Raw genomic sequence first — 24,778 nt, 5'->3', positions numbered from 1 at the left:
TCGGGGCGACTGGATTTGAACCAGCGACTTCTTAGTCCCGAACCAAGCGCGCTACCAAACTGCGCTACGCCCCGAATCAAAACAGAGCTATATGATACACCCGCCTTCGGATTTGTCAACAGATTTTCCTCCAACGGACGGGCAACCAGATCCAGTATCACAGCTTGTACGTTCCGGCCCGGAAACGGTCGAGGGAGTCCTGATCGGTAAAATTGAGCCGCAAGGGCGTGATCGATACGATACCGCGAGCCACCGCCGAGAAGTCCGAGCCCTTCAATCGACGCCACTTGGGGCGACCACCTATCCAGTAGTACGGTTTGCCCCGGGGATCGCGTTTATGGACAATAATATCCTTATATTGGCGTATCCCCTGTCTCGTGAATTCATACCGGGAATACGGGCGACCGTTGTCAGCCGGGAGATTGATGTTCAGAAACGTGCTCGGCGTCAGTCCCAGTGCCGGGTAGGCCCGGACAACCCGGCTGACGAACTGGGCCGCGAATGCCATCGACATCCCGGGTTCGTAGTTGGCCATGGAGACGGCGATGGAGGGGATCTTGAGGATGGAGCCTTCGATGGTGGCAGCGATAGTCCCCGAATAGGTAACGTCGTCACCCATATTGGCGCCGTGGTTTATGCCGGACAATATCATGTCGGGTTTGCGCTTACTGAATATCAGGTGCATGGCGAGCATAACGCAGTCGGTCGGCGTGCCGTCGGTGGTGTACCGATGGGCGTCGATCTTATGTACTCGCAGCGGTCGGTTCAGCGTCAGGGAATGCGAACTGGCTGACTGCTCACGGTCGGGCGCTACGATGAAGACAGTCGCAAACTGCGACAATTCGTCGAACAGCGCGTTAATACCGTCGGAAAAGTAACCGTCGTCGTTGGTCAGCAGGATGCGGAGTTCACGTTTAGGCATGCGGCCACTCCGACACGTGCGCGAGCATTCGCCGTGAGACACATCCCCCTCGATCCATCCTCAAAGCCATGTGATGCCGCCATACCGTGCATTGTGAGTGCGATGTCGCGTGGAGCATAGACCGTATTTAGTCCGCCGACAACCGAAAGGCAAGCACATTTGCGCCGCTAAAGCCAGATTCGCCGCCAGATTTGGCGCACAAATCGCGCGATGTCCCACACCGGTTGGACGTGGGAGCGCGCGTTATTGTAGACTGTGGTGACGGGGATTTCCACTATCGGGTACCCGAGTGCGCACGCCTGCAAAAGCACCTGCGACTCCAGATCGTAGTTGGCGCCGCTGAGACGAACTCGACGGATGAACTCGACCGGCAGCAGGCGGTACCCGCATTGGCTGTCACGAATCTGTCGACCGCTGAAAACCGAGATGATCAGCGAAGTAAGGTTATTCGAGCACCGCCGGTGCCACGGCATCACGGCCGGATCGAACTGTCGCACGCCAAGGACAATCCGCGTACCGTCGTCAACGGCGAAGAAGCGAGGAATCTCCTCGGGCAGGTGCTGCAGGTCGGCATCAAGCGCCAGAACCGAACGATACCCGTGGTCACAGGCATACCGAAATCCGGCGCGGAGGGCGGTTCCCTTTCCCCTGTTTACGGGCAGCGTCAGATGCGTTATGTTTTCGCGCTGTAGAATGGCCTCCGTATTGTCGGTGGAGCCGTCGTTCACGACGAGCAGGTTCGTGTCACACACATACACACGTATTCGGGAGACCAATTCATGAAGGTGTTCGGAAGCGTTGTAGGCGGGGACGAGAACGAGCGTGTCATTGGCGTGATCGGCAACCATCGTCACACCATCAGAGCAGGAGCCTGCGACCGTGTTCTTCGAGTAGAACGGGCAGTTCACGCATGTGGTGAAACACGAGGGCGCCGGCCTGCTCCAGTCGTGCCGACGGCGTGAACCCCGCGTATCCAAACACATGCATTCCCGCCGCCCGGCCCGCCTGAACACCGGGGACGGAGTCCTCAATCACGGCGCATCGCGACGGTTCGGCGCCAAAGGTCTTTGCGGCATGCAGGAAGAGATCGGGAAACGGCTTGCCCCGGGGAACTTCCGTTGCGCTGAAAAGTCGCCCTTCGAATCGCGACAGCAGCCCGGTAACCCCGAGCGTCGCGCGCATCTTCTCGTGAGCGCCGCTTGACGCCACGCAGGTCGGCCCCGGGATGGCGTCGAGAACAGTCTCGACTCCCGGAACGGCCTTGAGCTCCCTCTCAAACGCCGGTATAATGCGTCGATGATACTGCTCGATGAAGTTGTCGGGAACGGCGTGGCCGAGGCGATCTTCGATTATTCCGACGCAGTCATCCATGGTCCGTCCCAAAAAAACCGACATCGTTTCTTCGAGACTGATTTCGAGACCAATCTCGTTGAGCATTCGGCGGAAGATACGATTGGTAATGGGCTCGCTGTCGACCAGTACGCCGTCACAGTCGAAAATGATCAGCGACCAGAGAACGGGAGCAGGAAGACGGGGGTCATTGCTCATGGTGCTTTTGGACGCGGAAGTTCTGTACCATCGGCAGGGTTCACCGTCGAGAAATGGTCGGAGCGAGCCGATTCGAACGGCCGACCTCTCGCACCCCAAGCGAGTGCGCTAACCAGACTGCGCTACGCTCCGACATCATCGCGACTCTACCGGCACCGTTGCGCCGACAGCCTTTCAATCTACAAGCTGACCGACAGAATTCAAGGGAAAAGTTTGAGAAGATCCTCGATGTCCTTCTTGATCTGCTTGATCAGCGTCTGCGCCCGGGCCGTTTTGACCAATTCCGTCTTTTCTTCGGACGGACGACGCAGCATCAACTTGTTGCGGGCGCCGGCGATCGTGAGCTTTTCTTTCGTCCGCAGGTGGTTGATCTGGTTGATCAACTCGATATCCTTGACGGTATAGAGGCGTGACCCGCGTCGATTCTTCCGGGGGTGGAGAGTCGGGAACTCCTTTTCCCAGTACCGCAGGACGTACGCCTCGAGTCCGGTCATCTGCGACACCTCGCTGATCGAGTAGTATCGCTTGTCTTCGGCGCTTTTGGTAGTCATAGTGGACACCTGTTTAGTGCTATCGTCACTGCCATATTTCCGCTTTGAGACTTCGCCCCATAAGATCAGCAACCGCTTCTGCAGGCGCCTTGCCGTCGAACAGCACCTGGTAGGTTTGGGCGGTGATGGGCATCTCGACACCATACCGGATGGCCAGTTCCCAGGCAGATCGGCACGTAGCCACCCCTTCCGCGATCATCGTCATGCTCTTCAGAACGTCCGCGAGCTTCTCACCTTTACCGATGCGTTCGCCTACCGACCGATTTCGGCTATGGCGGGAGAAACAGGTGGCAACGAGGTCACCTACGCCGGAGAGCCCGGCAAACGTTTCGGCCGCGGCCCCCATGCTCACCCCCAGGCGCGTGATTTCCGCCAGACCGCGCGTAATCAGCGCGCCCTTGGCGTTGTCTCCCATGCCAAGACCGTCGGCGATCCCTGCAGCAATCGCGATCACGTTTTTGAGCGAACCGCCCAACTCGACACCGATCAAGTCGGCGCAGTAGTAGACGCGGAAGTTACCCCCGCTGAACATCTCCTGTATCCGGCGCGCTGCATCTTCATCGGTGCCGGCGCACACGACCGTAGTCGGCATGTCCATCGCCACCTCCTCGGCATGCGACGGCCCGGAAAGGGTCACGATACGCAGCCGTTCGGCGCGGTGCGTTTCATCTCTGATGATCTCCGACATTCGCCGGAGGCTGCCGTTTTCGACGCCCTTGGCGAGGTTGACGATGACACCGGCATGACTGCACACGTCGACGTTGTTACGAATGAGGCTGCTGAGATACTGGGCCGGGGTCGCGAGTACGAGGATGTCAGACCGCTTGACGGCACGGGCGAGATCGTTCGTGATCTCGACGGAATCGGCCAACTGCACGCCCGGAAGCTTATCCGGCTGCGTACGGGAGGTGCGCAATTGCTCATAAGCCGCGCGGTCATACTCCCAAAGAACGACGCGATGGCCACAACGATCGAGGTGCGCGGCCATCGCCATGCCCCACGATCCGGCGCCGAGAATGGTGATGCGCTCAGCCATCGGGGGCATCCTTTCGCGGCTTCGTACCGAAGGTCAGGCGGTTCTCCGTCCCGGCAGCGATACGAGCGATATTCGACCGATGCGCCACAACAACCGCGAGGCTAAGAAACACGGTCAGCACGAGGTATGTAAGGGCCACGGGGCGCTCCAAGACAAATCTCTCGAGTGTTACCGCCACGGGCAGCACCAGCGCGGCGACTATCGAACCGAGCGATATCATACGCGACAAGATCACCACAATCAGGAATACAACGAGTGCGATAAGCGTTTCAAGCGGCAACAACATGATCATGACGCCCAATGCAGTATTGACACCTTTGCCGCCTTTGAACCCGATGTAGACCGGGAAGATATGGCCGATCACGGCTGCAGCGGCACAGATGACAAGAAACAAATCTTGATCGATCAGCGATTGCCCGGCAAGCCGGGCGAGCATGATTGCGAGCACTCCTTTTCCGATATCAAGCGCGAAGACAACGGCGGCTACTTTGCCGCCCGCGACCCGCCAGACATTGGTTGCCCCCAGGTTGCCCGATCCGTGTTTTCGCAGGTCGTCGATCCCGGCCAGGCGCGTGATGATGAGGGCAAAGGGAATCGCCCCCAGCAGATACGCCGCCAGGACGGGCAGAATGGTTCGGGCCAGCTCCATCGAGTCCTAAAAGCCGAGTCGGCAGGCGCGCGGACACGCCCGGCCGACCTGTGCACTGATTCGGCCGCTACAGTCCTGAGGCGGTGTCCATAACCGCGTCGGTGGAGTCCGGATCCGCAATGTCAACTTCGGCAGGCTCAGCCGTGGAAGACGGGAGAAACCGGTCCAGATCAGGATACAGGGCAACCATCGATTCGCTCAACCGGCTCACTTCGTCGGCCGTAAGTTGTTTATCACGAAGAACTTCGCTGAGCTGAGCGACCACCGGAGCGTAATCTTCAGCTTTCATATTGCCGGGATCAAAGCGCTCGACAAAAGCATCGGCAAGTGCGTCGAACTGCGTCGTATCGACCCCTTCTGGCGGATTTGCGGCGAGCACCGACTTCACCTCTCCGACCAGTGCGGTGGTGGAGGACTTGACTACGTCGCCCCAGTAGAAATAGCATGTCACCGCCAACGCGATGATCAGAATGAGAATAACGCCGGCGACGATCAGCGCGACCGTGCAGCCCTTCGACATACCTTTCCCCTCAGCCATGTGCAGACTCCCTTCCATTCACTGATCGGTTATGAAGCGTGTCGACGTTCAACCGGATCGGGGACAACCAGTTTGCCACCCAATGTCATGCTCTTCTTCAACAGTATATACGGGTTCGATTGATGCCGTGCAAGTAAATAGACGCGGGTAAAAAAAGAGCCCGCTCAAGGCGGGCTCGCGATGTCTGTACGGCCAGGCGGCGGTTGACTCTGGGCGGAATATCCCGGTTGGGACGCCCGCCTTCTCTCATGAGGGCGTTTTGGCGGCGGCCGACGCCTGCTTCTTCGCCTTCTTGTCTTTCTTGTCTTCGGTTACTACCGGCGCCGGGGTCAGCAGTTCCACGACCGACACCGGGGCCCCATCGCCCCGCCGCACTCCCAGCTTGACGACCCGGGTATAGCCCGAATTGCGATCAGCCAGATTCGGCAGGATATCGGTGTAGAGCTTCTTAAACACTTCCTTGACGTGGATAGTGCGGGCCACCTGCCGTTTCGACGCCAGCGTGTCCTTTTTGGCAAGGGTGATAATGCGATCGACCACAGGCCGAAGGGCCTTGGCCTTGGCGTCGGTCGTCTTGATCACCCGATGGGTGAACAGCGACATGGCCATATTGGCCAGCATCGCCTCCCGGTGTGGTTTGGTGCGGCCGAGCTTCTTGACTTTATCCTGATGTCCCATGACTGACTCTCAACTCGTGGCTTAAGCCTTTTGCGTTTCCATAAATTTGTCGATGTCCATCCCGAAATGGAGATCCATCTGCTCGAGCAGGGTGGATATCTCATTGAGGGACTTCCGGCCGAAATTGCGGTACTTGAGCATTTCCGATTCGGTCTTGGTGACCAGATCCGCAAGTGTCTGAATATTGGCGGCGCGCAGACAATTGGATGAGCGCACCGACAGCTCCAGTTCATCGACCCGCGTCTTCAGCAGGGTGCGGATACGGAGGACCTCTTCATCCTCGGCCTGCTCTTCTTCGACCATGATCTCTTCGTCCATGTGAATGAACAACTGGAGGTGATCCTTGAGGAGTTTGGCCGCGAAACTGAGGGCATCCTCGGGCGTGATGGCGCCGTTGGTCGACAGCTCCATGATCAGCCGGTCATAATCGGTCTTCTGACCGAGGCGGGTGTTCTCCACCTGGTACGACGCCTTTGTCACCGGCGAAAACAGCGAGTCGACATAAATGGTCCCGACCGGGGCATCCATGCGCTTGTTCATTTCGGCGACATGATAGCCGCGACCGGAGGTGATATCGATCTCCATGTCGAACTCGACGTCGTCCGTCAGTTCGCAGACGTGCACGTCGGGATTGAGAATCTCGATGTCCGGAGTTCCGGTGAACATGCCGGCGGTCAGCTTGCCTTTCTGATTGGCCTTCAGCGACAGCGTCTGCATCTCATCGGCGTGCATGCGTATGATGAGATTCTTGATGTTGAGCACGATGTTGGTAACGTCTTCATACACCCCGGGAATAGTGGCGAATTCGTGCAGACAGCCCTTGATGCGTATCGACACAACCGCGGCGCCCTGAATCGAGGACAGGAGAACCCGGCGCAGCGAGTTGCCGAGCGTGACCCCGAAGCCGCGCTCCAGCGGTTCGACAATAAAGCGCGAGTAGTTCTCGGTCGCCGAGGACTGGTCGGATACGACCTCCTTGGGCATAGTAATTGGCTTCCACTTCATACCTGAACAGACCTCCCACAGGGGGTTATGATCTTACTTGGAATACAACTCCACGATGAGCTGTTCGTTGGCGACCAGCGGGATATCCGAGCGCTTCGGGATTTCCAGCAGTTCACCCTCAAGCGCCGCCTTATTCAGTCGCAGCCACGGGATTTCGTCGCCCCGGCTGAACTTCAGCGAGTCGTGGATGAGATCGAGGTTCTTGGATGCATCCTTGACCCGGATGACCTCGTTCGGCCTGACCTGGTAGGACGGGATATCGACAATTCTGCCGCCGACGAGAATGTGCCGGTGCCGAACGAGCTGGCGGGCTGCCTTTCTCGACGGGGCGAACCCGAGCCGGTAAACCAGATTATCAAGGCGGCGTTCGAGCAACTGCAACAACGCTTCACCGGTCACGCCGGTCCCGGCGGCCGCTCGGCGGAAGTAATTCCGGAACTGCTGCTCGAGGACACCGTACGTCCGCTTGACTTTCTGCTTCTCGCGCAACTGCAGACCGTACGCCGAGATCTTACGACGGATGTTCTGGCCGTGCTGACCGGGCGGGAACTGCCGCCGTTCGATCGCGCACTTTTCGCTCAGGCAGCGCGAGCCCTTCAGAAAGAGCTTCTCGCCTTCACGACGGCACAGCTTGCAGTTGGCATCACGATAACGAGCCATTGACTCTCCTCTATACTACTTCACCAAACAGTTCACATCAGACGCGACGACGCTTGGGAGGACGACAGCCATTGTGCGGAATCGGCGTGACATCCTTGATCAAGGTGATCTCGAGCCCGGCGGCCGACAGCGACCGGATCGCGGCTTCGCGGCCGGAACCCGGACCCTTCACCCAAACTTCAACCCTGCGAAGACCCATGTCCATCGCTTCTTTCGCCGCTTCGGCAGCCGCCATCTGGGCGGCGAACGGCGTCGACTTCTTCGAACCCTTGAACCCTACCTTGCCGGCGGTACCCCAGGAGAGGGTCCGCCCGGACGAGTCGGTAATGGAGATAAGGGTGTTGTTAAAGGTCGCTTTTATATGGACGACGCCACTCGACTCGATATGCCGTTTCGCTTTTTTGGGGCGCCCTTTTTTCGGATTAGCCACTGGTAACCTCTTTATATTGAATCACTGCCGATCAAGTTTTGCCGGCCGGTTTCTTTTTCAGTCCGCCGATCGAACGTTTGGGGCCCTTCCGGGTCCGTGCGTTCGTTTTGGTGCGCTGTCCACGAACCGGCAGGCCGCGACGGTGTCGCAAGCCGCGATAGGAGCCGATGTCGATCAGGCGCTTGATATGCATGGATACCTGGCCACGCAGGGAGCCTTCAACCGTGTAATCGTTTTCGATCACACTGCGGAGCTTGGCGACATCTTCATCGGTCAATGCGTGAACGCGCGTATCTGGGTTCACACCCGTCTTTTTCAGAATCTCGCTTGCGATACGCGGGCCGATCCCGTAGATGTAGCGCAGGCCGACTTCAATGCGCTTGTTTTTGGGTAAATCTACCCCGGCAATACGAGCCAATGAAACTCTCCTTTATCTCCAGCCGAATATACTTCTCTTTAGCCCTGGCGCTGCTTGTGATTTGGGTTCTTGGAACAAATCACGCGCAGGACGCCGCGCCGCTTGATAATCTTGCAATGTTCGCAGCGCTTTTTGACCGACGATTTTACTCTCATCGCCTCAACCCGTCCTTACTCAGACTATTTATAGCGGTAGGTAATGCGTCCCCGGCTCAGATCGTACGGTGACAACTCAAGCGTCACCTTGTCGCCCGGCAGAATTTTGATAAAATGCATGCGCATCTTGCCGGAGATGTGAGCGAGAACGACGTGACCGTTGTCCAGTTCCACACGAAACATGGCGTTCGGCAACGGCTCGATTACCTTTCCTTCCACCGTAATTGTTTCTTCTTTGGCCATACGCTCCCTGTTTACGCGACGGTTAAGATGTCGGGCCCATTGTCGGTTATCGCGACCGTATGTTCAAAATGGGCCGACGGCTGTCCATCAGCCGTCACGACCGTCCACCCGTCAGCAAGCGTCTTGACCTCGCGAGTGCCGAGGTTGATCATCGGCTCGATCGCTATGACGAGCCCGGTTTTCAGTACGGGACCCTCGTTGCGGGAACCGAAGTTCGGTACCTGAGGTTCCTCGTGCATGGAACGGCCAATGCCGTGGCCGACGAGCTGACGCACAACGCCGTAGCCTTTGGATTCGGCTGCCCGCTGCACGGTCGAAGAAATCTCACCCAATTTATGGCCTTTTCGTGCTTTGTCAATACCAGCCATAAGGGCCAGCCGCGTATCCTCCAGCAGGTTTGACCAGGCCTTGGGGACCGTGCCCACCGCATAGGTGCGGGCCGAGTCGCCGTACCAGCCGTCCACAATCGAACCGACATCAACCGACACGATGTCACCCTCGCGGATGACCCGGATACCCGGTATGCCGTGCACGACCTCGTCGTTGACCGAGATGCAGGCCGATGCCGGGAAACCGTGATAACCCTTGAAAGCCGGTATCGCGCCATTATCTGTCAAAAAGGTTTCGATCAACGTATCCAGTTCTTTCGTAGTCATGCCCGGCCTGATCTTCTGCCCGACCATGTCGAGTGTCATGCCGACTACCCGACCGGCCTGCCGCATCATCTCGATTTCCTCTGTCGACTTCAGAATGATCACGCCGGATCCGCATTCGTCATTTCAGCGCAGACATCACCTTCTGGAAGACGTTTTCCATGGTGTCCTCACCCTGGATTTCCGTCAGGATCGACTCTTCCCGGTAAAACACTTCGATCGGCTTAGTCTGCTTATTGTATACGTCCAAACGGTTGCGCACGACGTCTTCGGTGTCGTCGGCGCGCCCTTCGGCTGCCGCCCGTCCGGCGATGCGCTTGATGATCTCCTGGTCGGAAACCTTCAGCAGGATCGCCTTGTCGAGACGAATCTTGTTCTTCTCGAACATTGTCTTGAGGCTGCGCGCCTGTTCCATCGTGCGCGGAAAACCGTCAAGTATGAAGCCGTTGTCGAGCGCGCCGCCGGTAATCTTGTTCTCGATCAGACCGATGATCAGGTCATCGGGGACCAGTTCGCCTCGCTTCATATATCCTTCGGCCTGCTTGCCGAGGGCGGTGCCGTTTTTGACCGCCTCCCGGAGTACGTCACCCGTCGAGAGGTGCGTGACTCCAAGTTGCCGCGCGACGCGAACGGCCTGAGTGCCCTTCCCTGACCCCGGTGGGCCCAGAAACACCAGATTCATGGTTACATCGATCTCCCGCGGATCTTGCCCTTCTTCAAGAAACCGTCATAGTGGCGCATCATCAGGTGCGACTCTATCTGCTGCAGCGTGTCCAGCGCCACGCCGACCACGATCAGAAGACCGGTACCGCCGAAGAAGTAGTTGACACCGGCCTGACTGATAAGCACCCAGGGCAACACGGCGATCGCCGCGAAAAACAGCGCGCCCGGCAGCGTGATCCTGGTCAGAACCTTCTCAACGTATTGGGCGGTGTTTTTGCCGGGCCGGATGCCCGGAATGTAGCCGCCGTTCTTCCGCATGTTGTCCGCAATCTCCATCGGATTAAAAACGATCGCGGTGTAGAAGTAGGCAAAGAAAATGATAATCAGCGCGTAGATAATCGAATACCAGAAGCCTCCCGGCGCCAGCGTGTATGCGATCAGGTTCTGAATCCAGTCGGTATCGCGGAAATAGGGAAGCTGTGCGATGGTCGACGGCAGAAACATGATCGACTGCGCGAAAATGATCGGAATGACGCCGGCCGAGTTCACCGACAGCGGCAGGTGCGTCGTCGCCCCACCAAACACGCGGCGGCCAACTACCTTACGCGGGTACTGCACCGGGATGCGGCGTTGGGCGCGGGTGATCAGCACGACGGCGGCAATCACGGCGAGCATCATGGCGACCATGAGAATCTCGGTGATGAAGCCCCGCGTTCCGTGCCAGAGCATCTGGATCTCCTCGACGACGGCGTCGGGGAAGCGCGCAATGATACCGATGAAAATAATCAACGAGATACCGTTGCCGATCCCGCGTTCGGTGATCTGCTCACCGAGCCACATGATAAAAATACAACCGCACGTGAACGTGATGATCGTCAGTGGAATAAACCACGTCGAACTCATGTGGACCGCGGAAATGCCGGTTCCCGAGGAAATGGTAGAAATGAAACCGGCCGTACCCCAGGCCTGCAGCGCGGCAATCAGCACGGTCAGGTAGCGCGTATACTGCGTGATCTTGCGGCGACCCTCTTCCCCCTCCCGTTGGAGACGCTGGAGGTACGGGACGACCGCGCCGAGCAGCTGGAGCATAATCGAAGCCGAGATGTACGGCATGATGCCGAGCGCAAAAATAGTCGCTTTCGCGAACGCGCCGCCGGCGAAAAGGTCAAGCAGCCCGAAAATGGAGTCACCGGACAAGGCCTGTGTCAGCACGGAGCCGTCGACGCCCGGAGTCGGGATATGTCCGCCGATCCGATAGACGATCAGCATGCCTAGAGTGAATAATATTCGCCGTCGGAGTTCTTCGATTCGGAAAATCGAGGCAAATGTGTCTATCACGCGACCACCTCGGCTTTTCCACCTGCAGCTTCAATCTTGGCGACAGCCGACTTGGAGAAGGCGCTCGCTTTCACGGTGAGCGCTTTATCGAGAGAACCGTTACCGAGAATCTTGACCGGCATGTCGGTCTTTTTCACGAGTCCGGCCTGCTTGAGCGTTTCGATGGTCACTTCGCCGGTATCACACCGTGCCAGGTCGGCCACGTTGACGATCTGGTATTCTTTCTTGAAGATATTGGTAAAACCGTATTTGGGCAGCCGGCGATGCAGGGGCATCTGTCCGCCCTCGCTGGCGTGTCTGCGCCGGTTGCCGCTGCGGGCCTTCTGTCCCTTGTGCCCGCGCCCGGATGTCTCGCCCAGCCCCGAGCCGGCGCCGCGGCCGACGCGCTTGCGATCCTTCGTCGCACCCGTCGGCGGTTTCAGGGAGTGTAAATCCATCGTCAGCCTCTATCCAATTTCGTGCGTTGCTATTCGTTGACCTCTTCGACCGTGACCAGGTGACTCACGGCCCTGACCATGCCGCGAATCTGCGGCGTATCGGAGTGCACAACCGAGCGGCGGATGCGGCCCAGACCGAGCGCCTTGATAGTGCGCTTCTGCGGTTCTTTACGGTCGATCGTGCTCCGGATCTGGGTGATTTTGAGTTTGCCCATAACGATCATCCTCTCACGCGGCCAGGCTACGCCTGGTTGCGGAACTCCTGCTCCTGTTCACGGGTGCGCAGTTCCATCAAACCGTTCATCGTGGCCTTGACCACGTTGTTGGGATTACGGCTGCCCAGCGTCTTGGCCAGGATATCCTGAACGCCGAGTGTCTCGAGTACGGCGCGTACGGCGCCGCCCGCGATAACACCGGTTCCGGGCGCGGCCGGACGCATCACCACGGTCGATGCGCCGTAGACGCCGTCGATCTGGTGCGGAATCGTGCCCTCAACCAGGTTGATCCGCTGCATGTTGCGCCGCGCGGCATCGGTCCCTTTCCGAATCGCCTCGGACACTTCCGGGGCTTTGCCGAGCCCGACGCCGACTTTCCCCTTCTTGTCGCCCACGGTCACCAGCGCGGTGAAGCTGAAGCGACGGCCGCCCTTCACCACTTTGGCCACGCGGTTGACGTTGATTACTTTCTCCTCGAGTTCGAGGCTGTCCATTTCGAAACGTGCCAAGCTTACCTCGCTCTATTTCCAGATCTCTGCGTACCGGTTCAGAACTTCAAACCGCCCTCACGGGCGCCGTCGGCCACCGCCTTGACCCGCCCGTGAAAGAGATAACGGTTGCGATCAAACACCACGGTTTCGATGCCTTTGGCTTTCGCCAGTTCGGCGATCTTCTTGCCGACCTCTTTGGCGGCCTCGGTCTTTGACTTCGCCTCCAGCGCGTCGCGCATGTCCTTCGAGTTGGTCGCCAGTCCCACGAGCGTAGTCCGGTTGCGGTCGTCGACAATCTGCACGAACACGTTGTTGAGAGACTTGGCGACGGTCAGCCGGGGCCGATCGGGGGTACCGACGACTTTGCCGCGAACGCGACTGCGACGGCGTTCAGCCTTCTTGAATTTGACGATGTTTTTGTCAGCCATACTCGCCTATACCTCGGATGCGGCTTAACCCGCGGTCTTGCCGGCCTTATGACGGACCTGCTCGTCGACATACCGGATGCCTTTGCCTTTGTACGGCTCCGGTTTGCGGAACGAGCGGACCTTGGCCGCGGTCCATCCGACCAGTTCCTTGTCAATGCCTTCAACGATAATCTTGTTCTCTTTCGGCAGCACGTTAATCGAGATTCCGTCGGGCGGAATCAGCGCGATCGCGTGCGAATAGCCGAGATACAGCACCAGCGCCTTGTCTTTGATCTCGGCGCGATAGCCGATACCGACGATCTGCAACTCGCGGGTATACCCCTGCGTGCAGCCGACGATCATGTTGTTGATCAGCGCGCGGGTCAGCCCGTGCAGGGCACGGTCCTTCTTGAGATCGCTTGACCGTGTCACGACCACCTCGGAGCCCTCGACCGCCACCGAGACGTTCGGATGGATTTCCCTGGAAAGGACTCCTTTGGGCCCGGTGACCTTGACAGTCCGCCCGGACACTTCGACTTTCGCCTTGCCCGGGATCGGAACCGGTAATTTACCTACTCGCGACATCTTGGCTTCCTCTCGTTACCAGCACCGCAGCAGAACTTCGCCGCCGACGTTTTTCTTGGCGGCGTCGTAATTCGTCATCACGCCCGACGACGTCGAGACGACGGAGATGCCGCGTGTGTTTTTGGTCGAGAGTCGCACTGCTTCGGCGTCCAGGTAGCGACGCAGGCCCGGCGTCGAAACCCGCTGAAGACCGCGGATGACGGGCACGTCGCCCGCGCTGTAGCGCAGATACACTCGCAGGATCCCCTGCTTGTTGTCCGGCAGGTCAATGTAATCGCGAATGAAACCATGCTCCTTGAGAATGCGCGTGATTTCGCGTTTCAGCTTCGACGCCGGAACGTCGACTGCCGGTTTCTTTGCCTGCGCTCCATTGCGAATCCTGGTCAACAGGTCCGCGACCGGATCGGTCATACTCATAGTACGATACTCCTCAGCCTATCTTCTGGGCCGCTTTACCAGCTGGCCTTCACCACGCCGGGCAATTCACCGGCCAGGGCCATCTCACGAAAACAGATACGGCAAATGCCGAACCGGCGCAGGAACGCGCGGGGGCGACCACACCGGCGGCAGCGGTTGTAACCGCGCACCTTGTACTTCGGCGAACGCTTCTGCTTCTCGATCAAACACTTTTTAGCCATCTATATCCCTACTGACGGAACGGCATGCCCAGCTCGGTCAACAACTGCCGCGCCTCGTCGTCGGTGCGCGCGGTCGTGGTGAACGTGATGGTCATACCACGGATTTTGTCGATTTTGTCGTACTCGATTTCCGGAAACACCAGTTGCTCGCGGAGCCCGAGGTTGAAATTGCCGCGGCCGTCGAATCCCTTGGGGTTGATACCGCGAAAGTCGCGAATTCTCGGCATGGCGACGTTGATGAGCCGGTCGAGAAACTCGTACATCTTTTCGCGCCGCAGCGTCACCATGCAGCCGATAGGCATGCCCTGACGCAGCTTGAAATTCGAGATCGACTTGCGGGCCCGCGTAACCAGCGGCTTCTGTCCGGTGATCGCGGTCAGATCTGCGACCGCGGCATCCAGCGTCTTCGAATTCTGCGTCGCCTCGCCCACACCGATGTTAACGGTGATCTTGGTCAGCGCCGGCACTTCCATGATCGACCGATAGCCGTTTTCAGTCATCAGCTTCGGCCGAATCTCGTTCATGTATCTGTCCTTTAATCTTGCCATGGTGCTATCCCTTTAGATCTCCTCGCCGGTTCTGGCGTCGACACGAATCCGCCGTTTGACGCCGCCGGACTCGGTGATGGTACGGCTGGAGATCTTGGTCGGTCCGCCGAGCGCGTTGCTGTACAATGCGACGTTGGAGATGTGGATCGGAGCCTCCTTGGTCACGATGCCGCCTTTGCGCGCTTTCTGGCTCGGCCGCTGGTGTTTCTTGCGCATATTGACGCCTTCCACCAGGATCTGGTTCTTTTTCGGAAACACGTGCAGGACGCGGCCGGTCTTGCCCTTGTCGGAGCCGGTTCGCACGTAGACCGTATCACCTTTACGTATCAGCATGATCCCATCGTTTCCTTATATCACCTCGGGGGCGAGAGACACTATTTTCATGAACTGCTTGTCGCGAAGTTCGCGAGCGACGGGCCCGAAAATACGGGTGCCGCGCGGCTCTTTCTGTTCGTTGATGATCACGGCGGCGTTGTCGGAGAAGCGGATCAGCGAGCCGTCCTTGCGGCGGAGTTCTGCCTTCTGCCGTACGACCACCGCCTTGCACACCTCGGACTTCTTCACCGTGCCGCCCGGTATGGCTTCTTTGACGGTGACGACAATGATGTCACCGATCGAGGCATATTTCTTTTTGCTGCCGCCCAGCAGCCGGAAGCACATGACGCGCTTGGCGCCCGAGTTGTCGGCCACCGTCAGATTGGTGAACTCCTGAATCATCGCCTCTATACCTTTCCCTGCTCTGCTCGCCTCGTGCCGCGCGTTACTTGGCGCGTTCGACGATTTCAATCAGCCGCCAGTGTTTCAACTTGGACAGCTTGCGTGTTTCCATGACGCGCACCTTGTCACCGACATGCGCATCGTTGTTTTCATCATGCGCATACAGCTTGGAAAACGTGCGCACCGTCTTGAGATACAACGGGTGCTTCATGGTGCGGTCGACACGAACGACAATCCCCTTGTCCATCTTGTCGGAGACAACCGTCCCGAAACGCACTTTCCGTCGGTTGCGCTGTACCGTCTCAGTCATTCAACACTCCCTTATTCACCCGCGCTGGTGCCGGTATCCGGTTTTGTGGCCTGGCCCAGAACGCTGGTCTTGGACTGCGCCAGCGACCGGATGCCCCGATCGTCTTCATGCAACACCGTCTGGATACGGGCGATATCACGGCGCACCGTGCGCAGACGAAGGGGGTTGTCCAGTGATTTGAGCGACCGGCGCATGTTCAGGTTGAACAGCTCGTCTTCCAGGTCGCGCCTGCGCTGCACCAGTTCGTCGCGTGTGAGTTCACGCAATGACCCGATCTTCACTAGACTACTCCTTCCGTATCCGTGCGGCTGACAAATTTCGTTTTCATCGGCAGCTTATTGGCGGCCAGGCGAAACGCCGACCGGGCCAACTGCTCCGACACCCCTTCGATCTCGAAGAGGATCCGGCCGGGCTTGATGACCGCCACCCAGAATTCCGGGGCGCCCTTGCCCTTGCCCATGCGGGTTTCGGCGGGCTTTTTGGTCACCGGCTTGTCGGGGAAGACGCGGATCCAGATCTTGCCGCCGCGCTTGAGGTGGCGGGTGAGCGCCACACGAGCCGCTTCGATCTGCCGGTTTGTCAACCAGCAGGGTTCCATCGCCTTCAATCCAAACTCGCCGAAATCGACCGAGACGCCGCCTTTGGCCTTGCCGGTCATCCGGCCGCGCTGCTGCTTGCGGTACTTTGTCCGATTGGGCATCAACATAGCTTATCTCTCCACCGGCCGCCGGCCGAGCTTATTCTCCGTCCTCACGGCCGCCATGATTCTCCTGACGATCCGTCCTGTTGGAGGGGCGATCGTCACCGCGCCCGCCCCGTGGTCCTTCCGGACGACGTCCGCGCGGCGGCGGTGTGTCGCCGGTGACCTGCCGACGGACCCGGCCGCGCGGCCGTTTCCGCTGGTCCGGACCGCCTCGCCGATCGCGACGCGGCCGCTGCTGCGGCGTAGGCTCGCGAAGTTGGGGCTGCTCGGCCTCGTCTTCGCGGAACACGCGCGACGGATCGAGCACCTCGCCGCGGCAAATCCACACTTTGATTCCGATCGTACCGTAGGTCGTGTTGGCCGTAGCCGTGGCGTAATCGATGTCGGCGCGAAGCGTGTGCAGCGGAGTCCGCCCGTCCTTGTACTTCTCGGTGCGGGCGATTTCAGCGCCGCCGAGACGACCGCCGCACTGGACCTTGATACCCTCGGCGCCCATTTTCATGGTTGCCGCCACCGCCTTCTTGAGTGCCCGACGAAAAGAAACACGCCCTTCAATCTGGCGGGCGATCGAATCGGCCACCAGCTTGGCGTCGAGCTCCGGCTTGCGCACTTCGACGATGTTGAGCATGATCTCTTTGTTCGTCAGCATCTGCAATTCTTCGCGGAGCTTGTCGACTTCCGCACCGCGGCGTCCGATCACGATACCAGGGCGCGAGGTCATGATATCGACCGTCACCTTCTTCGGCTGCCGGGAAATGATGACATTGGCGATACCGGCGTTGTCAAGACGCCGGTTGATGTAGCGCTTGACCATCATGTCCTCGTGCACCAGGTCCGCGAAATTGCGATCCGGGGCAAACCACCGGTTGTTCCAGTGTCTGATTACACCCAGACGAAATCCTATCGGATGTGTCTTCTGACCCAACGGTATCTCCTCAAACCTACCGGTTATTCTTTCGATTCCTGCGTATCGATGGACGGTTCGGTCGACTTCGATTTAGCAGCGGACTTAGCACCGGTCCGCGCGGCAGTCGACTTGGTTGTCTTCTTTTTTGCCGTCTTGGCAGCCGCGGTCTTCTTGGTTGCTTTGCCGGCGGTCTTCCGTGTCGGACGTTTCGCCTTCGGAGCCGCGACTTTCGCTTTGCCCTTGGCCCGCTCGGCTTCGGCCGCCGCTTCACGCGCCTTCACCGCGTCTTCGTGCTCCGCCACCCAGACCGACACATGACAGAAACGCTTCCGGATACGGAACACCCGCCCCATCGACTGGAAGCGTATGCGCTTCTGGGTCGGGGCGGAGTCGACCGTCACGTTGGCCACGTACAGGTCCTCGGCATTGATATGATCCGTCCCTTGTTCGGAAAGGATGTTGGCGGCAGCCGCCTTGACGGTCTTGGCGAGGTGCCGGGCGGCGATGCGCGGCGTGAAGTTGAGCACGTCGAGCGCCTGCTGCACTTTCATCCCTTTGACCATTTCAGCCACCAAACGCATCTTGCGAGGCGGTATGCTCACGAACCGCAGCTTCGCCGTGGCGCTGTCGCGCTTGGCGACATCAGCCAGCCGGCGCCCCACCATCTCCTCGGTGACGCGAACCCGGACATACCGAGAGCCGTTGAAGATGTCGAGAGTGTGGCCGACAAAGTCGGACGTGATCTTGACCTGCCGTGCGGCGGTCTTGATCAGTTTCTTTTTGCCGTCGCCGTTGAGCCCTTTCACCGTGGGCACCAGCATCGCGCGGCTGATCTCTAGATGACTTCTTACCGACATGGCGTTTCCCGCTTAGCCTTTCACACTTGAGGCTCGTTCAACCAGCTTTCCGCCGTGACCGCGGTACGTGCGGGTGGGGGCAAACTCGCCGAGCTTGTGTCCGACCATGTTCTCAGTCACGTACACCGGAACGAACTTGTTGCCGTTATGGACGGCTACCGTATGCCCGACGAACTCCGGACTGATCGTGGAGCGCCGCGACCAAGTCTTGATGACCCGCTTCTCGCCGCTCGCATTGAGCTTCTCTATCTTCTCGAGCAAGTGGTCGTCTATAAACGGACCTTTTTTCAACGAACGAGGCATAGCATCACTCCACGATTACTGCTTCTTCTTCCGGCGATCTTCAACCAGGTGCGCCGTCGATTTACGTTTCCGACGGGTCTTGAACCCCTTGGTCGGCTTACCCCACGGCGTGCAGGGGTGACGCCCGCCGGAACTCTTGCCTTCGCCGCCGCCCATCGGATGATCAATCGGATTCATGGCGACGCCACGGACCCGGGGACGAATGCCGCGCCAGCGCGACGCGCCGGCCTTGCCGAGCACTTCGTTTTTGTGGTCGACATTGGCAAGCTGGCCGACCGTTCCATAGCAGTCGCGCGGCACCGTGCGGACTTCGCCCGACGGCATCTTGACTGTCACTTTCGGACCTTCCTTGGCGACCACCTGGACAAACGACCCCGCGGAGCGGGCGAGCTGGCCGCCCTTTCCCGGGCGCATCTCGATATTGTGCGCAACCGTGCCGAGCGGCATCCGCCACAACGGCATGGCATTGCCGGTGCGAATATCCGCCATCTCGCCGGACATGAGCTGGTCATTCACCTGCACACCCAACGGGGCCAGGATGTAACGCTTCTCGCCGTCGACATAATGCAGCAGCGCTATCCGGGCCGACCGGTTCGGATCGTATTCGATCGACGCCACACGGGCCGGAATATCGCGCTTGTTGCGCTTGAAGTCTATGATGCGATAATACCGCTTGTGTCCGCCGCCACGATGACGCGCGGTGACGCGGCCCTTGTTATTGCGACCACCGGACTTCTTGATCGGCTCCAGCAGTGATCTTTCCGGAACCGCCGAGGTTATCTCCTCGAAAGTCGAGATCTGCCGGAACCGCGACGACGGGGTCACAGGACGAAACTTCTTAACAGCCATAATCCGATACCACTGTTTACACGTTCTCGAATATCGAGATAACCTGGTCCTTTTTGAGACGGACGATAGCCTTCTTCCAGGCCGCCGTCTTTCCTTCGAACCGCCCCATCCGGCGCGGTTTGCCGGGAACGATCACGGTCCGCACTTCTTCCACCTTCACCTTAAAGGCGCGCTCTACGGCCGCCCGAATCTGGTGCTTGCTGGCCTTCTTGTCGACCTCGAACACATACTCGTTGTTCTTCTCGCGAAGCATCGTCGACCGTTCGGTCGTGATGTGGGTCTTGAGGATGTCGCGGGAGTCTCTCATCCGAACACCTCCTTGACCTTCTCCAGCCCGGCTTTCGTGATCACCACAAAATCGGCATAGAGCAGGTCATAACCGTTGGCAAGCGCGGCGCGGGCGTACTTGACACTTTGGAGGTTGCGACACGACAGGTGAAGATTGTCGTTGCGTCCCTCGTCCAGGATCACGCACTTCTTGCCCTGCAGATCGAGCTTGCTGAGGATGCCGACCACGTTACGCGTTTTGATTTCGTCCAACGTGATTTTGTCAAGCACCTTGATCCGCTCGCCGCGGGCCTTGTCGGAGAAGACCGACCGGATCGCCAACTGCTTCATCTTGTGCGGCATTCTCGAACCATAGGAACGCGGGTGCGGGCCGAACACGGTGCCGCCGCCGCGCCACAGGGGTGAACGAATGGTGCCCGACCGGGCGCGCCCGGTCCCCTTCTGCCGCCACGGCTTGCGTCCACCGCCGCGAACATCGGTGCGCGTGCGCGTATCCACGGTGCCCTGGCGCTGGCGAGCGAGGTAGTTGACGATATAGTGGTGAACGATATCGTCATTAGGCTCGATCCCGAAAACGTTCGGATCCAGCTCAACCGTTCCAACCTCGGCGCCTTCCTGGTTGTATACTTTGACATTCATGAGTACTTACCTATCGCACTCCTCGATTGGTCGACCGAACTTTCACCAGCGCGCCACGGTGACCGGGAATCGCGCCCTTGACCAACAACAGGTTCTCTCCCTGAATGACCTTGACGACTTCGAGATTGAGGACGGTGACGCGTTCACGGCCCATCCGACCCGCCATTCGCAGACCCTTCAGGACGCGCGACGGGTATGAGGACTGTCCCAGTGACCCGGGAGCGCGCCACCGGTCGGACTGACCGTGGGTTTTGTTGGCGCCATTAAAATGATGCCGCTTCATGCCTCCGGCGAATCCGAGGCCGCGCGAAGTGCCGGTCACGTCGACGCGGTCACCGGGTTTAAAAAGGTCAACCGTGATGGCCGAACCAACCTCGAACTGCCCTTCGGTCACCCTGATTTCGCGAAGATACCGGGCCGGTTCCACGCCCGCCTTGGCGAACTGACCGGCCGTGGGCTTCGTTACCCGCTGCTTCTTGCTCGCGCCGAATCCGACCTGGTACGCCTCGTACCCGTCCTTTTCGACGGTCTTGCGGGCGATCACCGGGCAGGGACCGGCCTCGATCACCGTTACCGGAACCGACTCGCCGTTCTCCTGGAAGATCCGGGTCATCCCGATCTTTGTTCCGAGAATCTCTTTCATATCAGCACAAACCTATCAGGTTTTGATCTCCACGTCGACACCGGCCGGCAAATCGAGCTTCATCAGCGCGTCCACCGTCTGCGGCGTGGAGTCGTAAATATCGATCAAACGCTTGTGCACGCGTGTCTCGAACTGCTCCCGTGACTTTTTGTCGACATGGGGCGAACGAAGGACCGTGTAAACCGTCCGCTTTGTCGGCAGCGGCACGGGACCCACGATCCGCGCACCGGTGCGAACAACCGTGCGGGCGATTTCTTTCGTCGACTTGTCAAGCGACCAGTGATCGTACGCTTTCAGCCGGATTCGAATCTTTTGTACATCCATGGCGTGCCTGCCTCTGCCTTACTCGACAATCTTGGCGATCACACCGGCGCCGATCGTGCGGCCGCCTTCCCGGATCGCAAACCGAAGACCTTCTTCCATCGCGATCGGCGTGATCAACTCCACTTCCATCTGGATGTTGTCACCCGGCATCACCATCTCCACATTCTGCGGTAGATGCGCTACCCCCGTCACGTCCGTCGTCCGAAAATAAAACTGCGGACGATACCCCGTGAAAAACGGCGTGTGACGACCTCCCTCCTCCTTCGTCAAGACGTACACCTCCGCCGTAAACTTCTTGTGCGGCGTCACCGAACCCGGCTTCGCGATCACCATCCCCCGCTCCAGCTCCTCCTTATCAACCCCGCGAAGCAACAATCCCACGTTGTCCCCCGCGCGACCCTCATCAAGGATCTTCCGGAACATCTCCACCCCCGTGCACACCGTCTTCTTCGTCTCCCCAAATCCGACGATCTCCACTTCCTCTCCCTGCTTCACGATCCCACGCTCGATTCGGCCCGTCCCCACCGTCCCGCGTCCCGTAATCGAAAAAACGTCCTCCACCGGCATCAAAAACGGCTTGTCCATCTCCCGCTTCGGCTCCGGTACGTACGTGTCCAAGGCCTCCACCAACTCCAATACCGCCTTGAACGAATCGTCCTCCGTCTTCCCGTCCGCTCCCGCCTGCATCGCCTTCAACGCCGAACCCCGGATCACCGGGATCTCATCCCCAGGAAAATCATACGAACTCAACAGGTCTCGGACCTCTAACTCCACCAAATCCAAAAGCTCCGGATCGTCAACCATGTCAACCTTGTTCATGAACACCACGATGTACGGAACACCCACCTGACGAGCCAACAAAATGTGCTCGCGCGTCTGAGGCATCGGACCGTCCGCCGCCGATACCACCAGTATCGCACCGTCCATCTGCGCCGCACCCGTTATCATGTTCTTCACGTAATCCGCATGACCCGGACAGTCCACATGAGCATAATGACGATTCGCCGACTGGTACTCCACATGAGACGTCGCGATCGTGATACCCCGCTCACGCTCCTCCGGAGCATTGTCAATCGAATCAAACGACCGTATCGCCGTACCCGTACGGCTCGCCATCACCATCGTGATCGCCGCCGTCAACGTCGTCTTCCCGTGATCCACGTGACCTATCGTGCCAACGTTCACGTGCGGCTTCGAACGATCAAACTTCTCCTTCGCCATGGCTTCTCACGCCTCCGCTCTATAGTACGTTTTCCATTATCTTCTTCGAAACTTCCTGGGGAACCGGCGAGTACCGTGCGAACTGCATGGTAAAAACAGCCCGGCCCTGTGAAATATTGCGCAACGTGTTGGCATAGCCGAACATCTCGGACAGCGGCACGGAAACGGCGATAACCGTAACGTCGTTTCGCGGTACCATGCCATTGATTTTGCCGCGCCGGGAGTTCAAATCGCCGACCACCGAACCCATATACGCCTCGGGCACTACCACTTCGACATCCATGATGGGCTCAAGCAGAAGCGGTCCCGCCTTCTTGGCGCCGGCCTGAAAGGCCATAGACCCGGCGATCCGGAAAGCCATTTCGTTGGAATCAACTTCGTGGTAGGAACCGTCGTAGATCTCTGCATGCACGCCGACCACAGGATACCCGGCGATAATCCCATTCTGAAGCGCGTCTTTGACGCCCTTTTCCACCGCAGGCACATACTCGCGCGGGACGGTACCGCCAATCAGCTTGTTTTCAAACACGAACTCTTCGCCTTCGGCAGCGGGCCGGAACCGCATCATCACGTGTCCGTACTGACCCTTGCCGCCGCTCTGGCGGACAAACTTGCCTTCGGCCTCAACCTCGCGCGTAATCGTTTCCTTGTACGCGACCGACGGACGACCGACGGACGCATCAACGCCAAACTCGCGCATGAGGCGGTCGACGAGAATCTCCAGATGCAACTCTCCCATGCCCGAGATGACCGTCTGGCCCGTCTCTTCGTCCTGACGGATCTTGAAAGTCGGGTCCTCCTCCGAGAGCTTTATCAACGCATCGGTGAGTTTGTCCTGGTCGGCCTTCGTCTTCGGCTCGATCGACACCATCACCACCGGTTCGGGGAATGACATGCGTTCGAGGACGATCGGGTGTTTGACATCACACAGCGTATCCCCGGTGGTGGTTTTGCGCAGCCCGATGGCAGCAACAATATCGCCGGCGTTGGCGACCTTGATGTCCTCGCGCTTATTGGAGTGCATCCGCAAGAGCCGGGCGATACGCTCCTTGATGCCGCTGGCCGGATTGAGCAAATACGAACCGGCGTTGACGGAACCGGAATAGACGCGCAAATATGTCAGGCGACCGACAAATGGGTCGGTCATGATTTTGAAGGCCAGCGCCGAAGTCGGCTCATCAACCGACGGTTTGCGGACCAGTGTCTTGTCGCGGTGATGGACATCGTGCCCTTCGATCGGAGGCATGTCGAGCGGTGACGGCAGAAAGTCGACAATGGTGTCGAGCAGTTTCTGAACGCCCTTGTTCTTGAACGAGGAACCGCACATGACCGGGACCATCTTGCCGGCGATGGTGGCCTTGCGAACGGCCGCCATGACCTGTTTCGGATCGATCGGCTCGTCGTGCAAAAACTGCTCCAGCAGGTGGTCGTCGAAATCCGCGACCGCCTCGAGCATCTTCTCGCGGTACTCGTTCGCGGTGTGGAGCATGTCGTCGGGGACATCCAGATCCTCGAACGTCGTTCCCTGGGATTCCTCGTGGTAAACACGGAATTTCATATTGAGCAAATCTATAATCCCGGAAAACATCTCCCCTTCGCCCGCCGGAATAGCGATCGCCACACAGGTGGTGGCAAACCGGTCGCGCATCATCTGCAGGGTGTGTTCAAAGCTGGCTCCGACCCGGTCCATCTTATTGATATAGGCGATACGGGGAACGCCGTATTTGTCGGCCTGTCGCCAAACGGCTTCGGACTGCGGCTCCACTCCGCCCACGGCGCAAAACAGAGCTACGGCGCCATCGAGAACGCGCAGTGAACGCTCCACCTCGACAGTAAAGTCCACATGACCCGGCGTATCGATAATATTGATGGTGTGGTCGCGCCAGAAGCAAGTCGTGGCGGCCGACGTGATCGTGATGCCGCGCTCTTTCTCCTGTTCCATCCAGTCCATCGTCGCCGCACCCTCGTGCACTTCGCCGAGACGGTGCGTTTTGCCCGTATAAAAGAGAATACGCTCGGTCGTAGTGGTCTTACCGGCGTCAATATGGGCCATAATGCCGATGTTACGGACGGTATGTAACTTCTCGCTGCCGGGCATAAAAAATCCCTGACTGATAGTCCACTACAACAATTTGACTGAGTCCCGAGAAGCTGCAGCGATCGTTGACAATCAGCAGGTTTTGGCAACGGTCAGTTTGGAGCAGCTAAT

The 24,778-nt window shown here is 58.8% G+C and carries 40 protein-coding genes and 2 tRNA genes; all 42 read right to left on the bottom strand.

All coding sequences use genetic code 11. The annotated features are described in order from the left end of the window. Positions 1 to 74: transfer RNA gene (locus RBT76_14175), tRNA-Pro, on the bottom strand. Between the two features lie 83 nt (positions 75 to 157). After that, a complete protein-coding gene (surE, locus tag RBT76_14170; GenBank protein ID MDX9858931.1) occupies positions 158 to 922 on the bottom strand; it encodes a 5'/3'-nucleotidase SurE in 765 nt (254 codons plus the stop codon). Positions 923 to 1,089: 167 nt separating this feature from the next. Beyond that, entirely contained in the window at positions 1,090 to 1,770 is a 681-nt protein-coding gene (locus RBT76_14165; protein MDX9858930.1) for a glycosyltransferase family 2 protein, read from the bottom strand. Positions 1,771 to 1,780: 10 nt separating this feature from the next. Then, the gene (locus RBT76_14160; protein ID MDX9858929.1) at positions 1,781 to 2,470 is read right to left on the bottom strand and encodes an HAD family hydrolase; all 690 of its coding nucleotides are present in this window, start codon (positions 2,468 to 2,470) and stop codon (positions 1,781 to 1,783) included. A 54-nt stretch (positions 2,471 to 2,524) separates the two neighbouring features. Continuing rightward, positions 2,525 to 2,602: transfer RNA gene (locus RBT76_14155), tRNA-Pro, on the bottom strand. Positions 2,603 to 2,670: 68 nt separating this feature from the next. Next, positions 2,671 to 3,021, bottom strand: coding sequence for a MerR family transcriptional regulator (locus tag RBT76_14150; GenBank protein ID MDX9858928.1), 351 nt, complete (start codon positions 3,019 to 3,021; stop codon positions 2,671 to 2,673). A 25-nt stretch (positions 3,022 to 3,046) separates the two neighbouring features. After that, positions 3,047 to 4,057 (bottom strand): NAD(P)H-dependent glycerol-3-phosphate dehydrogenase, encoded by a 1,011-nt coding sequence (locus RBT76_14145; protein ID MDX9858927.1) that lies wholly within the window; start codon positions 4,055 to 4,057, stop codon positions 3,047 to 3,049. Further along, complete coding sequence (plsY, locus tag RBT76_14140; protein ID MDX9858926.1) at positions 4,050 to 4,706, bottom strand: glycerol-3-phosphate 1-O-acyltransferase PlsY; 657 nt, start codon at positions 4,704 to 4,706, stop codon at positions 4,050 to 4,052. Before plsY ends, RBT76_14145 begins: the two co-directional genes overlap by 8 nt. A 67-nt stretch (positions 4,707 to 4,773) precedes the next feature. Beyond that, positions 4,774 to 5,244 (bottom strand): hypothetical protein, encoded by a 471-nt coding sequence (locus RBT76_14135; protein ID MDX9858925.1) that lies wholly within the window; start codon positions 5,242 to 5,244, stop codon positions 4,774 to 4,776. A 246-nt stretch (positions 5,245 to 5,490) separates the two neighbouring features. Beyond that, positions 5,491 to 5,922 carry a 50S ribosomal protein L17 gene (rplQ, locus tag RBT76_14130; protein ID MDX9858924.1) on the bottom strand — a complete coding sequence of 144 codons (432 nt, stop codon included), beginning with the start codon at positions 5,920 to 5,922 and terminating at the stop codon, positions 5,491 to 5,493. 21 nt (positions 5,923 to 5,943) lie between these two features. Further along, positions 5,944 to 6,927 carry a DNA-directed RNA polymerase subunit alpha gene (locus RBT76_14125; GenBank protein ID MDX9858923.1) on the bottom strand — a complete coding sequence of 328 codons (984 nt, stop codon included), beginning with the start codon at positions 6,925 to 6,927 and terminating at the stop codon, positions 5,944 to 5,946. Between the two features lie 33 nt (positions 6,928 to 6,960). Further along, the gene (gene rpsD / locus RBT76_14120; protein ID MDX9858922.1) at positions 6,961 to 7,587 is read right to left on the bottom strand and encodes a 30S ribosomal protein S4; all 627 of its coding nucleotides are present in this window, start codon (positions 7,585 to 7,587) and stop codon (positions 6,961 to 6,963) included. Positions 7,588 to 7,624: 37 nt separating this feature from the next. Further along, on the bottom strand, positions 7,625 to 8,032 hold the full coding sequence (rpsK, locus tag RBT76_14115) for a 30S ribosomal protein S11 (GenBank protein MDX9858921.1): 408 nt from the start codon (positions 8,030 to 8,032) through the stop codon (positions 7,625 to 7,627). Positions 8,033 to 8,048: 16 nt separating this feature from the next. Further along, on the bottom strand, positions 8,049 to 8,435 hold the full coding sequence (gene rpsM, locus RBT76_14110; protein MDX9858920.1) for a 30S ribosomal protein S13: 387 nt from the start codon (positions 8,433 to 8,435) through the stop codon (positions 8,049 to 8,051). Positions 8,436 to 8,473: 38 nt separating this feature from the next. After that, a complete protein-coding gene (gene rpmJ, locus RBT76_14105) occupies positions 8,474 to 8,590 on the bottom strand; it encodes a 50S ribosomal protein L36 (protein MDX9858919.1) in 117 nt (38 codons plus the stop codon). Between the two features lie 24 nt (positions 8,591 to 8,614). Continuing rightward, positions 8,615 to 8,833, bottom strand: coding sequence for a translation initiation factor IF-1 (gene infA / locus RBT76_14100; protein MDX9858918.1), 219 nt, complete (start codon positions 8,831 to 8,833; stop codon positions 8,615 to 8,617). Between the two features lie 11 nt (positions 8,834 to 8,844). Further along, the gene (gene map, locus RBT76_14095; protein ID MDX9858917.1) at positions 8,845 to 9,591 is read right to left on the bottom strand and encodes a type I methionyl aminopeptidase; all 747 of its coding nucleotides are present in this window, start codon (positions 9,589 to 9,591) and stop codon (positions 8,845 to 8,847) included. A gap of 16 nt (positions 9,592 to 9,607) precedes the next feature. Further along, positions 9,608 to 10,168 carry an adenylate kinase gene (locus tag RBT76_14090; GenBank protein MDX9858916.1) on the bottom strand — a complete coding sequence of 187 codons (561 nt, stop codon included), beginning with the start codon at positions 10,166 to 10,168 and terminating at the stop codon, positions 9,608 to 9,610. Between the two features lie 2 nt (positions 10,169 to 10,170). After that, a complete protein-coding gene (gene secY, locus RBT76_14085; GenBank protein MDX9858915.1) occupies positions 10,171 to 11,487 on the bottom strand; it encodes a preprotein translocase subunit SecY in 1,317 nt (438 codons plus the stop codon). Next, the gene (rplO, locus tag RBT76_14080) at positions 11,484 to 11,924 is read right to left on the bottom strand and encodes a 50S ribosomal protein L15 (GenBank protein MDX9858914.1); all 441 of its coding nucleotides are present in this window, start codon (positions 11,922 to 11,924) and stop codon (positions 11,484 to 11,486) included. The genes secY and rplO overlap by 4 nt, the downstream gene beginning before the upstream one ends. 29 nt (positions 11,925 to 11,953) lie before the next feature. After that, positions 11,954 to 12,139 carry a 50S ribosomal protein L30 gene (gene rpmD, locus RBT76_14075; protein MDX9858913.1) on the bottom strand — a complete coding sequence of 62 codons (186 nt, stop codon included), beginning with the start codon at positions 12,137 to 12,139 and terminating at the stop codon, positions 11,954 to 11,956. A gap of 26 nt (positions 12,140 to 12,165) precedes the next feature. Next, positions 12,166 to 12,648, bottom strand: a complete 483-nt coding sequence (rpsE, locus tag RBT76_14070; GenBank protein MDX9858912.1) for a 30S ribosomal protein S5 — start codon at positions 12,646 to 12,648, stop codon at positions 12,166 to 12,168. A gap of 38 nt (positions 12,649 to 12,686) precedes the next feature. Further along, a complete protein-coding gene (rplR, locus tag RBT76_14065) occupies positions 12,687 to 13,058 on the bottom strand; it encodes a 50S ribosomal protein L18 (GenBank protein ID MDX9858911.1) in 372 nt (123 codons plus the stop codon). A gap of 24 nt (positions 13,059 to 13,082) precedes the next feature. After that, positions 13,083 to 13,622 carry a 50S ribosomal protein L6 gene (gene rplF, locus RBT76_14060; GenBank protein MDX9858910.1) on the bottom strand — a complete coding sequence of 180 codons (540 nt, stop codon included), beginning with the start codon at positions 13,620 to 13,622 and terminating at the stop codon, positions 13,083 to 13,085. A 15-nt stretch (positions 13,623 to 13,637) separates the two neighbouring features. Continuing rightward, positions 13,638 to 14,039 (bottom strand): 30S ribosomal protein S8, encoded by a 402-nt coding sequence (gene rpsH, locus RBT76_14055; protein MDX9858909.1) that lies wholly within the window; start codon positions 14,037 to 14,039, stop codon positions 13,638 to 13,640. Positions 14,040 to 14,074: 35 nt separating this feature from the next. Next, on the bottom strand, positions 14,075 to 14,260 hold the full coding sequence (locus RBT76_14050; protein MDX9858908.1) for a type Z 30S ribosomal protein S14: 186 nt from the start codon (positions 14,258 to 14,260) through the stop codon (positions 14,075 to 14,077). Between the two features lie 8 nt (positions 14,261 to 14,268). After that, positions 14,269 to 14,808: a 50S ribosomal protein L5 gene (gene rplE / locus RBT76_14045; protein ID MDX9858907.1), complete on the bottom strand. Its 540-nt coding sequence runs from the start codon at positions 14,806 to 14,808 to the stop codon at positions 14,269 to 14,271. A gap of 12 nt (positions 14,809 to 14,820) precedes the next feature. Beyond that, complete coding sequence (rplX, locus tag RBT76_14040) at positions 14,821 to 15,141, bottom strand: 50S ribosomal protein L24 (protein ID MDX9858906.1); 321 nt, start codon at positions 15,139 to 15,141, stop codon at positions 14,821 to 14,823. 15 nt (positions 15,142 to 15,156) lie between these two features. Beyond that, complete coding sequence (gene rplN, locus RBT76_14035) at positions 15,157 to 15,525, bottom strand: 50S ribosomal protein L14 (protein MDX9858905.1); 369 nt, start codon at positions 15,523 to 15,525, stop codon at positions 15,157 to 15,159. 43 nt (positions 15,526 to 15,568) lie between these two features. Further along, a complete protein-coding gene (gene rpsQ / locus RBT76_14030) occupies positions 15,569 to 15,835 on the bottom strand; it encodes a 30S ribosomal protein S17 (GenBank protein ID MDX9858904.1) in 267 nt (88 codons plus the stop codon). Between the two features lie 11 nt (positions 15,836 to 15,846). After that, the gene (rpmC, locus tag RBT76_14025; protein MDX9858903.1) at positions 15,847 to 16,116 is read right to left on the bottom strand and encodes a 50S ribosomal protein L29; all 270 of its coding nucleotides are present in this window, start codon (positions 16,114 to 16,116) and stop codon (positions 15,847 to 15,849) included. Then, positions 16,116 to 16,541 carry a 50S ribosomal protein L16 gene (gene rplP, locus RBT76_14020; protein ID MDX9858902.1) on the bottom strand — a complete coding sequence of 142 codons (426 nt, stop codon included), beginning with the start codon at positions 16,539 to 16,541 and terminating at the stop codon, positions 16,116 to 16,118. Before rplP ends, rpmC begins: the two co-directional genes overlap by 1 nt. A gap of 31 nt (positions 16,542 to 16,572) precedes the next feature. Beyond that, on the bottom strand, positions 16,573 to 17,463 hold the full coding sequence (gene rpsC / locus RBT76_14015; protein MDX9858901.1) for a 30S ribosomal protein S3: 891 nt from the start codon (positions 17,461 to 17,463) through the stop codon (positions 16,573 to 16,575). Positions 17,464 to 17,486: 23 nt separating this feature from the next. Then, on the bottom strand, positions 17,487 to 18,302 hold the full coding sequence (rplV, locus tag RBT76_14010) for a 50S ribosomal protein L22 (GenBank protein MDX9858900.1): 816 nt from the start codon (positions 18,300 to 18,302) through the stop codon (positions 17,487 to 17,489). 12 nt (positions 18,303 to 18,314) lie between these two features. Next, positions 18,315 to 18,605 (bottom strand): 30S ribosomal protein S19, encoded by a 291-nt coding sequence (gene rpsS, locus RBT76_14005; GenBank protein ID MDX9858899.1) that lies wholly within the window; start codon positions 18,603 to 18,605, stop codon positions 18,315 to 18,317. 15 nt (positions 18,606 to 18,620) lie between these two features. Beyond that, positions 18,621 to 19,454 (bottom strand): 50S ribosomal protein L2, encoded by an 834-nt coding sequence (rplB, locus tag RBT76_14000; GenBank protein ID MDX9858898.1) that lies wholly within the window; start codon positions 19,452 to 19,454, stop codon positions 18,621 to 18,623. Positions 19,455 to 19,470: 16 nt separating this feature from the next. Further along, positions 19,471 to 19,761 carry a 50S ribosomal protein L23 gene (rplW, locus tag RBT76_13995; GenBank protein MDX9858897.1) on the bottom strand — a complete coding sequence of 97 codons (291 nt, stop codon included), beginning with the start codon at positions 19,759 to 19,761 and terminating at the stop codon, positions 19,471 to 19,473. Then, positions 19,758 to 20,381 carry a 50S ribosomal protein L4 gene (gene rplD, locus RBT76_13990; protein ID MDX9858896.1) on the bottom strand — a complete coding sequence of 208 codons (624 nt, stop codon included), beginning with the start codon at positions 20,379 to 20,381 and terminating at the stop codon, positions 19,758 to 19,760. Before rplD ends, rplW begins: the two co-directional genes overlap by 4 nt. 10 nt (positions 20,382 to 20,391) lie before the next feature. Beyond that, complete coding sequence (gene rplC / locus RBT76_13985; GenBank protein MDX9858895.1) at positions 20,392 to 21,024, bottom strand: 50S ribosomal protein L3; 633 nt, start codon at positions 21,022 to 21,024, stop codon at positions 20,392 to 20,394. A gap of 15 nt (positions 21,025 to 21,039) precedes the next feature. Next, on the bottom strand, positions 21,040 to 21,348 hold the full coding sequence (rpsJ, locus tag RBT76_13980) for a 30S ribosomal protein S10 (protein ID MDX9858894.1): 309 nt from the start codon (positions 21,346 to 21,348) through the stop codon (positions 21,040 to 21,042). 18 nt (positions 21,349 to 21,366) lie between these two features. Then, positions 21,367 to 22,569, bottom strand: coding sequence for an elongation factor Tu (gene tuf / locus RBT76_13975; GenBank protein ID MDX9858893.1), 1,203 nt, complete (start codon positions 22,567 to 22,569; stop codon positions 21,367 to 21,369). Between the two features lie 19 nt (positions 22,570 to 22,588). After that, the gene (gene fusA / locus RBT76_13970; protein MDX9858892.1) at positions 22,589 to 24,667 is read right to left on the bottom strand and encodes an elongation factor G; all 2,079 of its coding nucleotides are present in this window, start codon (positions 24,665 to 24,667) and stop codon (positions 22,589 to 22,591) included. Between the last annotated feature and the right edge of the window lie 111 nt (positions 24,668 to 24,778).

The organism is Candidatus Zixiibacteriota bacterium, from assembly GCA_034003725.1.
In the GTDB taxonomy this organism is placed as follows: Bacteria; Zixibacteria; MSB-5A5; order GN15; family FEB-12; genus WJMS01.
This window is presented reverse-complemented; position numbering and strand designations above follow the sequence as displayed.

Excerpts from the sequence above, each read along its gene's own strand:
- surE (MDX9858931.1), bottom strand. The coding sequence starts at position 922 with ATGCCTAAACGTGAACTCCGCATCCTGCTGACCAACGACGACGGTTAC.
- RBT76_14165 (MDX9858930.1), bottom strand. The coding sequence starts at position 1,770 with ATGGTTGCCGATCACGCCAATGACACGCTCGTTCTCGTCCCCGCCTAC.
- RBT76_14160 (MDX9858929.1), bottom strand. The coding sequence starts at position 2,470 with ATGAGCAATGACCCCCGTCTTCCTGCTCCCGTTCTCTGGTCGCTGATC.
- RBT76_14150 (MDX9858928.1), bottom strand. The coding sequence starts at position 3,021 with ATGACTACCAAAAGCGCCGAAGACAAGCGATACTACTCGATCAGCGAG.
- RBT76_14145 (MDX9858927.1), bottom strand. The coding sequence starts at position 4,057 with ATGGCTGAGCGCATCACCATTCTCGGCGCCGGATCGTGGGGCATGGCG.
- plsY (MDX9858926.1), bottom strand. The coding sequence starts at position 4,706 with ATGGAGCTGGCCCGAACCATTCTGCCCGTCCTGGCGGCGTATCTGCTG.
- RBT76_14135 (MDX9858925.1), bottom strand. The coding sequence starts at position 5,244 with ATGGCTGAGGGGAAAGGTATGTCGAAGGGCTGCACGGTCGCGCTGATC.
- rplQ (MDX9858924.1), bottom strand. The coding sequence starts at position 5,922 with ATGGGACATCAGGATAAAGTCAAGAAGCTCGGCCGCACCAAACCACAC.
- RBT76_14125 (MDX9858923.1), bottom strand. The coding sequence starts at position 6,927 with ATGAAGTGGAAGCCAATTACTATGCCCAAGGAGGTCGTATCCGACCAG.
- rpsD (MDX9858922.1), bottom strand. The coding sequence starts at position 7,587 with ATGGCTCGTTATCGTGATGCCAACTGCAAGCTGTGCCGTCGTGAAGGC.
- rpmJ (MDX9858919.1), bottom strand. The coding sequence starts at position 8,590 with ATGAGAGTAAAATCGTCGGTCAAAAAGCGCTGCGAACATTGCAAGATT.
- infA (MDX9858918.1), bottom strand. The coding sequence starts at position 8,833 with ATGGCCAAAGAAGAAACAATTACGGTGGAAGGAAAGGTAATCGAGCCG.
- RBT76_14090 (MDX9858916.1), bottom strand. The coding sequence starts at position 10,168 with ATGAATCTGGTGTTTCTGGGCCCACCGGGGTCAGGGAAGGGCACTCAG.
- rplO (MDX9858914.1), bottom strand. The coding sequence starts at position 11,924 with ATGGATTTACACTCCCTGAAACCGCCGACGGGTGCGACGAAGGATCGC.
- rpmD (MDX9858913.1), bottom strand. The coding sequence starts at position 12,139 with ATGGGCAAACTCAAAATCACCCAGATCCGGAGCACGATCGACCGTAAA.
- rplR (MDX9858911.1), bottom strand. The coding sequence starts at position 13,058 with ATGGCTGACAAAAACATCGTCAAATTCAAGAAGGCTGAACGCCGTCGC.
- rplF (MDX9858910.1), bottom strand. The coding sequence starts at position 13,622 with ATGTCGCGAGTAGGTAAATTACCGGTTCCGATCCCGGGCAAGGCGAAA.
- rpsH (MDX9858909.1), bottom strand. The coding sequence starts at position 14,039 with ATGAGTATGACCGATCCGGTCGCGGACCTGTTGACCAGGATTCGCAAT.
- RBT76_14050 (MDX9858908.1), bottom strand. The coding sequence starts at position 14,260 with ATGGCTAAAAAGTGTTTGATCGAGAAGCAGAAGCGTTCGCCGAAGTAC.
- rplE (MDX9858907.1), bottom strand. The coding sequence starts at position 14,808 with ATGGCAAGATTAAAGGACAGATACATGAACGAGATTCGGCCGAAGCTG.
- rplX (MDX9858906.1), bottom strand. The coding sequence starts at position 15,141 with ATGCTGATACGTAAAGGTGATACGGTCTACGTGCGAACCGGCTCCGAC.
- rplN (MDX9858905.1), bottom strand. The coding sequence starts at position 15,525 with ATGATTCAGGAGTTCACCAATCTGACGGTGGCCGACAACTCGGGCGCC.
- rpsQ (MDX9858904.1), bottom strand. The coding sequence starts at position 15,835 with ATGACTGAGACGGTACAGCGCAACCGACGGAAAGTGCGTTTCGGGACG.
- rplP (MDX9858902.1), bottom strand. The coding sequence starts at position 16,541 with ATGTTGATGCCCAATCGGACAAAGTACCGCAAGCAGCAGCGCGGCCGG.
- rplV (MDX9858900.1), bottom strand. The coding sequence starts at position 18,302 with ATGTCGGTAAGAAGTCATCTAGAGATCAGCCGCGCGATGCTGGTGCCC.
- rpsS (MDX9858899.1), bottom strand. The coding sequence starts at position 18,605 with ATGCCTCGTTCGTTGAAAAAAGGTCCGTTTATAGACGACCACTTGCTC.
- rplB (MDX9858898.1), bottom strand. The coding sequence starts at position 19,454 with ATGGCTGTTAAGAAGTTTCGTCCTGTGACCCCGTCGTCGCGGTTCCGG.
- rplW (MDX9858897.1), bottom strand. The coding sequence starts at position 19,761 with ATGAGAGACTCCCGCGACATCCTCAAGACCCACATCACGACCGAACGG.
- rplD (MDX9858896.1), bottom strand. The coding sequence starts at position 20,381 with ATGAATGTCAAAGTATACAACCAGGAAGGCGCCGAGGTTGGAACGGTT.
- rplC (MDX9858895.1), bottom strand. The coding sequence starts at position 21,024 with ATGAAAGAGATTCTCGGAACAAAGATCGGGATGACCCGGATCTTCCAG.
- rpsJ (MDX9858894.1), bottom strand. The coding sequence starts at position 21,348 with ATGGATGTACAAAAGATTCGAATCCGGCTGAAAGCGTACGATCACTGG.
- tuf (MDX9858893.1), bottom strand. The coding sequence starts at position 22,569 with ATGGCGAAGGAGAAGTTTGATCGTTCGAAGCCGCACGTGAACGTTGGC.
- fusA (MDX9858892.1), bottom strand. The coding sequence starts at position 24,667 with ATGCCCGGCAGCGAGAAGTTACATACCGTCCGTAACATCGGCATTATG.